Raw genomic sequence first — 10234 nt, 5'->3', positions numbered from 1 at the left:
GACGCCTTGATTCCCTCCGCCTCTCGTTTCGTGGCGGACGCACAGCACGGACAGGACGAACTCCGTGCTGCCTTGCGAGTCCTCGGCGAAGCGCACCACGCCAGCCTCGACACGGTGAATCTGGTGCCGAGCGAGAATCGGCTCTCACCGTCGGCGGCGGCCCCTCTGTCCACCGATTTCTATCACCGGTATTTCTTCAACGACGCCCAGGACCCGACCTTCTGGCAGTTCCGCGGCGGGCAGCCGGTCGGGCGGCTCGAGACGGATCTGGCCCTGCCGGCGCTGCGCCGGCTCGCCGAGGCCGAGCACGTCAACCTGCGTCCCATCTCGGGGATGAGCGCCATGCTCGTCGCGATGGGCGCGCTCGGTGGCCGGCCCGGCAACACGGTCGTCTCGATCGACCCCGCGGCCGGCGGTCACTACGCCACCACGTCGGTCGCGCAGCGGCTGGGCTTCACCGCCTGCACCGTCGGCGTCCGGCGCGGCACGGTCGACGAGGACGACCTACGCGCCGTGCTGCGCCGGCACCGGCCCGCCCTCGTCTATCTCGACCTGCAGAACAGCCTGTACGCGCTGGACATAGCCGCGGTGGCGACGATCATCCGGCAGGAGTCGCCCGCCACCCGGCTGCACGTCGACTGCAGCCACACCCTCGGCCTCGTGCTCGGCCGGGCCCTGGACAACCCGCTCGACCTCGGTGCGGACAGTATGGGCGGCTCCACCCACAAGTCGTTCCCCGGCCCGCACAAGGGTGTGCTGTTCACCCGCAGCGACGAGGTCCGCGACCGGCTGCGCGAGACCCAGTTCTGCCTGCTCTCGAGTCATCACTTCGCCGAGACGATCGCCCTGGGCCTGGCCGCCGCCGAGTTTGAGATGTTCGGCCACGACTACGCCGCGCAGATCGTCACGAACGCCCAGCTCCTCGGCAGCGAACTGCTCGCGGCCGGCTTCGCCGTCGTGCACGACGGACCGCACGTCACCGACACGCACCAGCTCTGGCTGCGGGTCGGCGACGCCGACCGCACGGACACCTTCGCCGAGCGTCTCTACCAGGCCGGCGTACGGGTCAACGTGCAGGTCGACCTGCCCGGCCTGCCCGGTCCGGCGGTGCGCGTGGGCGTCAACGAATTCACCTTCGACGGCGCCCGGCAGTGGCACACCGAGCAACTCGCCCAGGTCTTCGCACTGGCCCGCGACGGCGAGACCGCGGCGGCCGCGACGTTGCGGCGGGCCGTGAAGGCGGAGCTGACCGAGCCGTTCTACCTGCCGCCGTGGTGACCGCGACCGGCTGGCGCGGCTACGAACAAGGCCTGGAACGGCTGCACGACGCGGCGCCGGCCGCGGGGGAGCCGGCGGGTGCGCAGCCGTTCGAGCCGCCGGTCCTGCCGCCGCCACCGCACGTGCTGGCCGCGGCGGCCGCCGTCGGCCGGACCCCGGCCGTGCTCTGGGACCTGCCCGGGCTCGCCGCACGGGTGACCGCCGTCCGCGACCTTGCCGCCGGCTACGACATCCGGCTCAGCGCCGCCCTCAAGGCGTGCTCCACCCGGCCGGTGCTCGACCGGCTGCGGGACTGGGGGCTGTCCGCCGACGCCGCCACCGTCGGCGAGATCGACCTTGCCGAGCAGATCGGCTTCGACACGATCACCGCCACCGGCCCGGGATTCCGCCCGGCCGACATCGCTCGCCTGCTCGGCGACGGCGTCCTCTTCGACGCCCAGTCGCCCACGCAGCTCGCCGCGGCCGCCGACGTGCCGGCCGAGAACGGGCTGGGCATGCGGGTCCGGGTGCCGCTGCCGGACCAACTCTGCTCCAGCACCAGCCGGGGCCGGGTCAGCCGGTTCGGCATCGACCTCGATCCGGCCCTGCTCGAGCGGGCACGGGCGGCGGGCGTACGCCGCCTGCGGGTGCACACCGGCGAGTCGACACCGGAGACGCTGCTCTTTCGCGCGCGGTACGCGGCCCTGGTCGCCGCCCAGCTCGAAGGCGTCGACGAACTGAACCTGGGCGGCGGCCTGCTGCGGTTGTCCCGCGACCCGGTGGCCTTCAAGGACGCGCTGTCCGCCGTGGACCAGTCGCTGACCGAGCACCGCCGCGAGCACGGCGTGGCCCTGCGCAGCTGGGTGGAGCCCGGCGCCGCACTCACCCTGGACTGCGCCTACCTCGTCACCGAGGTGCTCGACACCGCCGGCGCCCAGGGCGAGGCGGTGACGGTGGACGCGTCGGCCTGGAACCTCGCGCCGTGGGCCTTCCCGTCGTTTTACCTCGTCGGCGAACGGCCGGTCCCATATGCCGGCCGGGTCTACGGGCCGTCGCTCTACGAGAAAGACATGTTCCGGCAGACCACCGGCGCCGGCCCTGAACCGGCCCGGCCCCGCCCCGGCAACCGGCTGATCGCCACGTCCTTCGGCGCGTACACCCTCGTGCACGGCCGCCGGTTCGGCGAGATCCCGCTCCCCCGGCAGTACTTCGTCAGCGACAACGGATGGGAGGACGACGGTGTTTGAACCGACCTGGGTGGTCCGCGGCGCCGGCGAGCAGGGCCTGGTCGGCCAGGTGAAGCTGAACGTCGACGTGGACCGGCTGCGCGCCGAGACCGCCGCGCTGCTCGACCGGCAGCCGCTGATCTTCGACTCGACGAAGCAGCTCGCTCTGCAGATCCGCTCCGGCACCACGGACCCCTGGTACGAGTCCTGCTATCAGGAGAAGGACATCGCGCCGGAACGTGAGTACGACACGCTGAACCCGGATCTCGCCGGCACCTACTTCGCTGAGGTGCTCGGGGCGTTCCCGTTCCCGGTGTTCCGGGCGCGCATCCTCGGGCTCACCCCGCGCACCTGCTACTCGGTGCACCGCGACGACACCGCCCGCTTCCACGTGGCGATCGAGACGTCCGAGCACGCCGCGTTCGTCTTCGTCGAACAGGACCGCGTGTTCCGGGTCCCCGCCGACGGTGACGGCTACTGGCTCGACACGCGTGAGGTGCACACCGCCATGAACGGCGGGCGCGACCTGCGCCTGCACATCGTCGTCGGCGCCGGCACCGACCTCTGACATGAACGGGCTCCGGACACGCGCCGCCGGTTACCCGCGCGTGGTGACCGAGGCCGGCCGCGGCCTGCCCGACGCGGCGTGCGTGGCCTACTACCGGACCATCCGCGCGCACACCACCCCGGCCGCCGCGCAGATCGGCCACGGCGTCAACCGGCGGCCACCGCATCCGGGCGTACGGCAGTGGTTCGAGGCGCTGTACGCGGACGTGCTGGCCGGCCGGGTCACCGACTACGAGGACAGCTCCGACGAGCGTGAGCGCGCCCTCGTCGCGGATCTCGCCGCCGACTATCTCGGCCTGGGCGGGCTCGGCCCCGAGCACGTCGTGCTCTGCAACGGCACCACCGAGGCGATCAGCATCGTCCTCGGCTACGCCGCCCGCGCCGGCATGGCCGCCGTGCTCCCGCTGCCGGTCTACTGCAGCTTCGAGCAGTCGGCGGTCCGGCACGGCGTCCCGGTGGCCGGCTACCACTCGCTGTCCGGCCGCACGTGGTCGGCGCCCGAATGGCCGGGGCCGCGCCTGCTCGTCGACATCGCGCCGAACGGCGTGATCGGCGGGTGGGCCGCCCCCGCGTTCGGCGGCCGGGCGCACGAGGCCGACCTTCGCGTGGTCGACCACGTCTTCGCACTGCCGACCTTCACGCCGGCCGCACGCTTCCACGCCGAGCTGCGCGGCCGGGTGGGCGACCTCGAGCGCACCGCGGTGCTGCTCAGCCCGTCCAAGGACCTGTCCGTGCCGGGCCTGCGCTGCGGCACCGTCGTGACCCGGCATCCGGGCCTGCTGGCCTACGCGCGCGCCGACCGGTTCGAGCGCGGCTACTCGGTACAGGCCGGGCTGCCCCGCCTCGCCGCCGCGCACCTGGCGTTGCTGATCAGCGCGTTCGACCCGGCCTCCACCGTCGGCCACGACCGCTTCCGGGCGGCCGGGCTGCCGGCACCCGGGCCGGGCCTGCTGGCCGGCTTCGCCGCGCACATGACCCGGATGCGCGTGGAGTTCGGCCGGGTCGCCGACCTAATTGACCACAGCGGACTGTTCCGGCCGATGGACGGTCCCGGCTCGGCGGCCGGCTATTCCGGGATGCGCCGGCTCGACCGGGTCTTCCCGTCGGCGGAGGTGTTCACTGACTGGGTCCGCGAGGCCGGCCGCGCCGGCCTGAAGCTCAACCCCAACTACCTGTTCGGCGGGGACGAGGACCTGTGGGAGCAGCTCTATCCCGGCCAGCACGGCATCCGGGTCAACTACTCGACGCCGCTCGACGAGGTCGGCGCGGCCCTCGACCTGCTGCGACGACTGCTATGACGGCAAGGAGCCACGATGACGACGACCGCTGAGGCGCCGGCGCACCGCTGTTCGTACCTCGCCGGGCTGCTCGGCGACCCACTCACCGCGACCGCCCTGGAGACCCGCGGGTGGATCCTGGTCGAGCACGAGGGACCGTGGGGCAAGAATGCGCTGCGCGAGAGCGACCTGGATCCGGCGCTCGTCGCCGAGATCGAGGCCCGGACCGATGCCACCGGCGTCCGGGTCCAGCTCATCTCACCGCCCCCCGGCAGCCCGCCCGGCGCCTGTTACATCGCCGGTGACCCGCGCGACACCAGGGCGCCCTGGCTCGTCCGGCTGGGGATGAAGGAGGTCGGCGACGTGCTGGGCCTCGACTTCGCCGCGATCGCCGCGGGCCACCGGCCGGACGGCGGTGAACCGGCCGGGCCGCTCTACGCGGTGTGCGCCAACGAGCAGAGCGATCCGTGCTGCGGCAGCACCGGACGCCAGGTCCACGCCGCCGCCGCCGACCGGCTCGGCGACCGGGTCCGCCGCACCGCGCACGTCGGCGGGCACAAGTACGCCGCCAACATGGTCGTCTTCCCGTACGCCCTCTACTACGGGCGGCTCGACCCGCACTCGGTGCTCAACGTGCTCGACGCCAACGAGGCGGGCCACCTATTCGCCGACAAATACCGCGGGCGCTCCACGTTCTCCATCGCCGAACAGGCTGCCGAGCAACATCTGCGCCGCGTGCTGGGCCTCACCGCCCTGGACGCGGTGACGTTGCTGGAGGCCGCCCGCTCGCCGGGTGACCGCCGGCACCACGTCCGGCTCGCCGCCGCCGGCCGGGAGTACACGGTCACCGTCACCGAACGGGACCAACTGCCGGCCCGGCTGCAGTCCTGCACCGACAAGGGACCCACGGTGCCGGTGGAATGGCTGCTCGAGGACGTGGCCGGATGACGCTCAGCTCGCAACTCCCGGCCGCGCCGGCGACCGCCACCGCCGCGGTGTCCACGATCCGCGGGCTGATCATCGACATGATCGAGAACGCCGGCTGCGGGCACCCGGGGGCCGCGCTCGCCTTGGCCCCGCTCGGCTACGCCCTCTACCACGACGTGCTGCGCGGGGACCCGGCCGCGCCGGACTGGCCCGACCGGGACCGCCTCGTGCTCTCCGCCGGGCACGCCTCGGCGCTGCAGTACACCCTGCTGCACGTCACCGGCTACGACCTCACCCGCGACGACCTGCGCGCGTTCCGCCGGCTCGGATCCCGCACCCCGGGCCACCCCGAGCACGGCGTCACGCCCGGTGTGGAGGCGACCACCGGGCCGCTCGGGCAGGGCCTGGCCACGGCGGTCGGCATGGCGCTCGCCGAGCGGTTGCTGGCCGAGCGGTTCAACCGCCCCGGCCTGCCGGTTGTCGACCATCACACGGTCGTGATCGCCTCCGACGGCGACCTCATGGAGGGCGTGTCGCAGGAGGCGATCTCGCTCGCCGGGCAGCTCGGCCTCGGCAAGCTGATCGTCTGCTACGACAGCAACGGGGTGACGATCGACGGCCACACCTCGCTGACGTTCGACGCCGAGGATCAGGCCGCCAGGTTCGCCGCCAGCGGCTGGCAGGTCGAGCGGGCGCCGCACTTCGACGATCCAGCGGCCCTCGCCGCCGCCCTGCGACGCATCAGGGACCGCCGGGACGGCCGGCCGAGCCTGCTGATCCTCGAGACGGTCATCGGGCATCCGGCGGCGGCGGTAGCCGGCAGCCCGGCCGCGCACGGCGGCGCCCTCGGCCCGGCCGAGGCACGGCGCACCAAGGAGGCGCTCGGGCTCGACCCGGACGCGACCTTCGCGGTGACCGCCGACGTGGCCGCGCACCTCGACCGGCGGGCCGCGGGCGCCGACGCCCACCGGCGGTGGCGGGTCCTCTTCGACCGGTGGAGCACGGAGTTCCCGGAGCTGCGCCGGGAGTGGGACAGGTGTTACGAGCCGGCGCCCGACGCCGACGGCCGGATCACCGCCTTCGACGTGCCGGAGCTGTCACCGCGCAACGCCTCCCGCGAGATCATGGACCGCCTCGACACGAGCGTGCCCGGGCTCGCCGGCGGCGCCGCCGACCTGGTGGACTCCACCAAGACCGCGTTCGGTGCCGCCTCCTGGTTCACCGCCGCCCGGCCCGGCCGCAACATCGCCTACGGGGTGCGCGAGCACGCCATGGCGGCGGCCACCAACGGCCTGGCGCTGCACGGCGGCGTCGTGAAGCCGTACGCCTCGACCTTCCTGTCCTTCGGCGACTACATGCGTCCCGCCGTGCGGCTCTCCGCGATCATGCGGCTGCCGCTGCTGTGGATCTGGACGCACGACTCGGTGGCGATCGGCTCGGACGGCCCGACCCATCAGCCGGTGGAGCACCTGGCCGGCCTGCGCGCCATGCCGCACCTTTGGGTGATGCGGCCGGCCGACGCCAACGAGACCGCCTGGTGCTGGCGGCCCGCGCTGCGCCGGGCGGACGGGCCGGTCGCGTTCGTCCTGGCCCGCCAACCGCTGCCGGTGCTGGCCGAGACCCGGGACCGTGCCGCGGACGTGGCCCGTGGCGGCTACGTGCTGTGGGCGTCGGGCGGCCGGCCCGGCCTGCTGCTCATCGCGTCCGGCAGCGAGGTGCACCCGGCGCTCGACGCCGGCCGCGCGCTCGCCGCGGAGGGCGTCGCGGTGCGGGTCGTCTCGCTGCCGTGCTGGGAGCTGTTCGCGGCTCAGGATCAGGCGTACCGCGACGAGGTGCTGCCGCCCGGCGTCGTCACCCGCCTCGGCGTCGAGGCGGGCAGCTCGTTCGGCTGGCACCGGTGGGTGGGCCCGGCCGGCGACATCGTGGCGATGGACGAGTTCGGCGCGTCCGATGACGGCGACGTGCTGCAGGAGCATTTCGGCTTCACGGTGGGGCACGTGCTGGAGAGGGCCCGCCACTTGCTGGCCGGCGCGAAGGAGGCGGCGCGATGACGCGATGGGACCCGGACGTGCTGGCCAGGGTGCAGGAGCTGATCGACGCGTCGCTGGCGTCGGCCGGGCCGGTGCAGCGCTCGTTCTACGGCAAGCCGGAACGCCGCCTGCCCGCCGAGGAACTGCTGCGCACGTGGAACTCCATCTACATGTGCGCGGTCGCCAGCTACGGCGCCACCGGATGGCCGCACCTCGCCGCGGTCAAGCTGGAGTTCGACGAGCGCGCTCAGTTGTCGATGCTGCTCTACCTCGACGGCATGCGCGAACGCGACCTGCGCGCGCGGCCCCGGCTCGCCCTGCAGAAGCACCGTGACGACGGGACCGTCATCACCTGCTACGCCCGCGCCGGGACGCCGTCGACCGAGCCGGTGACGGACAAACGGGGGCGGCGGCACGTTCAGGTGCCGCTGACCCCGGTCCGGTTGTACGGCATGGGGCCGTACGTCAGTGGCCCGCTCGCCGCCCGCGGATCGTGATGCGCACCCGCCGCATCGGGCCGCTGACCGTCTCCGCGGTGGGCGTCGGCACCAGCGCCTTCACGAAGCAGTGCGACGAGGCCGGGGCGGCGGCCGTGGTCGCCGCTGCGCTGGACGCCGGGATCACGTACTACGACACCGCGGACAGCTACGGCGCGGGCCGTGCCGGCCGGGCCGAGGAGGTGCTCGGGCGGGCGTTGAAGGGCGTCCGGGACGAGGTGGTGATCAGCTCGAAGTTCGGTACGGAGTTCGCGGGGCAGCCGGCCTCGGCGAGCGCCGGCCGGGCCCGCGCCGCGATCGACGGCACCCTGCGCCGGCTCGGCACCGACCACGTCGACGTGTACCTCCAGCACGTGCCCGACCCGGCGGTGCCGATCGCCGAGACGCTGGGCGCGCTGCGCGAGATCGCCGGCCAGGGCAAGGCGCGGGTCGTCGGCTGCTGCAACCTGAGCGGCCCGCAACTGCGCGAGGCCCTGGCGGCCGGAGCGGGGTGCGTGCAGGACCGCTACAACGTGCTCGACCGGGGAGCCGAGGAGGAGATCCTCCCGGCCTGCACCGAGGGCGGGGTGAGCTTCGTCTGCTACGCCCCGCTCGCCGACGGCCTGCTCACCGGGCAGTACACCGGCGGACGGGTGCCGGCCGGCAGCCGGGCGGCGGGTCTGGCGCCGCACCGGTCCGCGCGGTTGCTGCAGCCGGACCGGGTGGACCGCAGCGCAGCGTTCGCCCGGTGGTGCCGGGGCGCCGGGCTGCCGCCGGTGACCGCGGCGCTGGCCTGGCTGCTGCACCGGCCCGGCGTGGCCGCGGTGATCCCGGGGGCGCACCGGCCGGATCAGATCCGCGATCTCGCCGAGGCCGCGAGCCTTCCCTGGGCTGATTCGTGGATGACCGAAATAGACAACTGCCTTCAGGGTGCCGCCGTGGCCTGAACGGCGTCCAACGCGGCGTCGACGAGAGCTTGGACACGGTCGGCGGGGAAGACGGCGGTATTTGCCTGAGCGGTCAGGTGGAAATCGTCGCCGGCACCGGCCAGGGCGACATGGAGACGATTCGGTGAAGCCACCGAGAACGGAGCGAGATCGAGCGGTTCGAACGCTATCTCCGAACGTGCCGGCGACGCGCTGCCCCGCCTTTTCCGATAGCGGGTCGGTGCGGCGAGGAATACGTGCGGTCTTTCGTATTCCGCCGTTCTGGAAGAACGTCGCGACCAGGCTCGGGACAATTCTCGTAACGGCATCGCATAGGACGTCGCCTCGGCGATCGCGTCGCGGACCGCGGCGACCGCCAGGTCGAGTGTTCGGCCGTCCGCGCGATCCAGATGGATCGGCATGCCGTGGGCGAACAGCCCGACGGTGCGCCACACGCCGGGGTCGACCCGCCCGTGGAAGTCGGTGGCGATCCCGGCGCTCTCCGCCCCGGTCAGCTCCAGCTGGGCGTGCAGCAGGGCGGCGGCGAGCACGACGAAGCGCGAGGTGTGATGCCGCACCGCGAGCTCGTCGAGGGCCCGGCCGGGCGCGCCGGCGAGGGGCCGGTGGTCGTGGTGACGCCCGCCTGCCCGGCCGGCCTCGGGGGCGGCCAGCGCGCACGCCGGGGTGCCGGGGCCCCACCGGTCGAAGCGCTCCTCCCAGTACGCCCGTGCGACGTCGCCCAGCGGGCCGCCGAGGAGGTCCCGTTGCCGTGCCGCGAAGGCGTAATAGCCGTCGTCGGCGACCGGTTGCGCCTCCGCCGCGTAGTGCCGGCCTATGTCATCCACCAGCAGAAACACCGACAGTGCGTCGACCGCCAGGTGGTCGGCGGCGAGGGCGAGCGCGGTGGTGCCGTCGCCCGGGTCGAGCGTCGACCAGCGCAACCGGACCGGCGCGTCGAGGGGGATGGGCCCGGTCAGGAAGTCGCGCAAAGCGTCCTGCGGATCGGCGGCCGAAGGGATCGGCTGCGGGGGGATCGGCTCCGGCAGGATCGGGCCGGCTGCGATCGGCCCGGCTGAGATCGGCTGTGCGACGACCGCCGGGGCCGGGCCGTGCACGACCGCCTCGCCGGGTGTCTCCGGCCGGAACGAGGTACGCAGCGCCGGATGCGCGGCGACGGCGGCGCCGATCGCCCGGGCGAGCGCCGCCTCGTCCAAGCGGGCGCCGGCTGCCGCGAGGCACGGCACACTCGTCAGGCGGCCGCCGGAGGCCAGGGACCGCAGCCAGGACTCCTGCTGCAGGGTGGTGGGAACGGTCGTCGGCACCGGGTCGGCTCCTCGCTGTGGGCCGGGAATAGTCCGTATATATCGGACCGGGAAATGTTTTGACCGGTCGCCACGATAACCCATCCGGGAATGCATCGCCGGAGCCGATTGTGTCGAGTTCCGGAACAGCGAAGAGGGGGCCTTGCCGCCGCCCTCGCATGCGTGGTAGAAATTTTCTCATCCACAGTGGTCTCAACAGGGCCGCTTCCCGCCGGTCGGCGGGGGT

Annotated in this window: 9 protein-coding genes; 8 read left to right on the top strand and 1 reads right to left on the bottom strand. The window is 73.5% G+C overall.

The window, feature by feature from the left end:
• The first annotated feature begins 30 nt into the window (after positions 1-30).
• From ACLQ26_RS27760 to ACLQ26_RS27725, 8 genes are read left to right on the top strand one after another with little or no spacing between them, the layout of a single operon-like run.
• A complete protein-coding gene (locus ACLQ26_RS27760; RefSeq protein ID WP_425747281.1) occupies positions 31-1278 on the top strand; it encodes a hypothetical protein in 1248 nt (415 codons plus the stop codon).
• Positions 1272-2504, top strand: coding sequence for a hypothetical protein (locus tag ACLQ26_RS27755; RefSeq protein WP_425747280.1), 1233 nt, complete (start codon positions 1272-1274; stop codon positions 2502-2504). Before ACLQ26_RS27760 ends, ACLQ26_RS27755 begins: the two co-directional genes overlap by 7 nt.
• Positions 2497-3051 (top strand): hypothetical protein, encoded by a 555-nt coding sequence (locus ACLQ26_RS27750; RefSeq protein WP_425747279.1) that lies wholly within the window; start codon positions 2497-2499, stop codon positions 3049-3051. Before ACLQ26_RS27755 ends, ACLQ26_RS27750 begins: the two co-directional genes overlap by 8 nt.
• A gap of 43 nt (positions 3052-3094) precedes the next feature.
• Positions 3095-4348 (top strand): hypothetical protein, encoded by a 1254-nt coding sequence (locus tag ACLQ26_RS27745; RefSeq protein WP_425747278.1) that lies wholly within the window; start codon positions 3095-3097, stop codon positions 4346-4348.
• A 15-nt stretch (positions 4349-4363) separates the two neighbouring features.
• On the top strand, positions 4364-5275 hold the full coding sequence (locus ACLQ26_RS27740) for a sucrase ferredoxin (protein ID WP_425747277.1): 912 nt from the start codon (positions 4364-4366) through the stop codon (positions 5273-5275).
• The gene (gene tkt, locus ACLQ26_RS27735; RefSeq protein WP_425747276.1) at positions 5272-7305 is read left to right on the top strand and encodes a transketolase; all 2034 of its coding nucleotides are present in this window, start codon (positions 5272-5274) and stop codon (positions 7303-7305) included. Before ACLQ26_RS27740 ends, tkt begins: the two co-directional genes overlap by 4 nt.
• A complete protein-coding gene (locus ACLQ26_RS27730) occupies positions 7302-7781 on the top strand; it encodes a hypothetical protein (protein WP_425747275.1) in 480 nt (159 codons plus the stop codon). The genes tkt and ACLQ26_RS27730 overlap by 4 nt, the downstream gene beginning before the upstream one ends.
• Positions 7781-8707, top strand: coding sequence for an aldo/keto reductase (locus ACLQ26_RS27725; protein WP_425747274.1), 927 nt, complete (start codon positions 7781-7783; stop codon positions 8705-8707). The genes ACLQ26_RS27730 and ACLQ26_RS27725 overlap by 1 nt, the downstream gene beginning before the upstream one ends.
• Here the strand turns inward: ACLQ26_RS27725 and ACLQ26_RS27720 are convergent.
• Positions 8686-10104, bottom strand: a complete 1419-nt coding sequence (locus ACLQ26_RS27720) for a condensation domain-containing protein (protein ID WP_425747273.1) — start codon at positions 10102-10104, stop codon at positions 8686-8688. The genes ACLQ26_RS27725 and ACLQ26_RS27720 overlap by 22 nt on opposite strands.
• Positions 10105-10234: the final 130 nt, after the last annotated feature.

This window comes from Micromonospora sp. DT43, from assembly GCF_049841645.1.
Lineage (GTDB): Bacteria > Actinomycetota > Actinomycetes > Mycobacteriales > Micromonosporaceae > Micromonospora.
Note: the sequence above shows the minus strand (reverse complement) of the source record. Positions and strands in the feature narration are given on the sequence as shown.